The sequence below is a fragment of the Enterococcus eurekensis genome, from assembly GCF_042654605.1.
Taxonomy (GTDB): Bacteria; Bacillota; Bacilli; order Lactobacillales; family Enterococcaceae; genus Enterococcus_I; species Enterococcus_I eurekensis.
The window spans coordinates 1-859 of sequence record NZ_JBHSGT010000072.1 but is presented as its reverse complement, the minus strand read 5'-3'; the positions used below and the strand labels follow the sequence as shown (position 1 = coordinate 859).

Annotated in this window: 1 protein-coding gene; it reads left to right on the top strand. The window is 34.9% G+C overall.

All coding sequences use genetic code 11. The annotated features are described in order from the left end of the window. A partial coding sequence (locus ACFO3L_RS11430; protein WP_379967690.1) for an IS1380 family transposase occupies positions 1–720 on the top strand: 720 nt, incomplete at its 5' end. Positions 721–859: the final 139 nt, after the last annotated feature.

The following is an 859-nucleotide window of genomic DNA, read 5'->3' as shown; positions in this document are numbered from 1 at the left end:
AATGGTGTCGCAGCATTTACTCGACCATTATTTGAGCATTATCAATCTGTGACACCCGTAAGCACTATTATGGTACGTGCAGATAGTGGATTCGCAACGCCCGATTTGTATGAACTTTGTGAAGAATACGATAGTCTGTATACTATCCGCTTAAAAACCAATCGTAATCTGTGCAGAATCGCTGAGCAATTCATTACTATTAAGGATAATCACGATTGGGATAAGAAAGAAGTTCATTACTATAACGCCACTTATCAAGCAAAGGCGTGGAAAAAATTCAGAAGGATTTGCATAAAATCAACTAGAGAAGCTGGTGAATTGCTTTTTAGACATGAATTCATCATTACCAATTTCTCAAAAGATGTCTCTCCAGAAATGATTTTCCAAACGTATTCAAAAAGAGGAACGATGGAAAATTACATTAAGGAAGCAAAAAACGGGTTTTACTTTGACAAAACAGACAGCCCAAGTTTTATAGAAAATCATGCTCGTATGATCGTAAGCCTATTGGCTTATAATATTGTAAACTTCATGCGAACATTATGTTTTACCAATGAAACGAAAGGGTATCAGGTTTCTACTATCCGCTTATTTTTCTTTAAAATAGCTGGAAAGATGGTTCATTCTGGAAGAAGAAACTACTTGAAATTAAGCAGTTACCATGTTTACCAGAAACTATTTTATCGGATTCTACAAAACATTCAGGTACTGCAGTGTTAAGTACGTTAATTGGGTAATTTAAAAAGTTCGTTAACCATCTGCTAGGATGAGTGCGCCCAAAATGAGGTCTTATTTGAATTTAATCCGTTAGCAAAAAGAAATTAGACCATTTAGAAGAATATTTTTGAGAAAAAGAGCC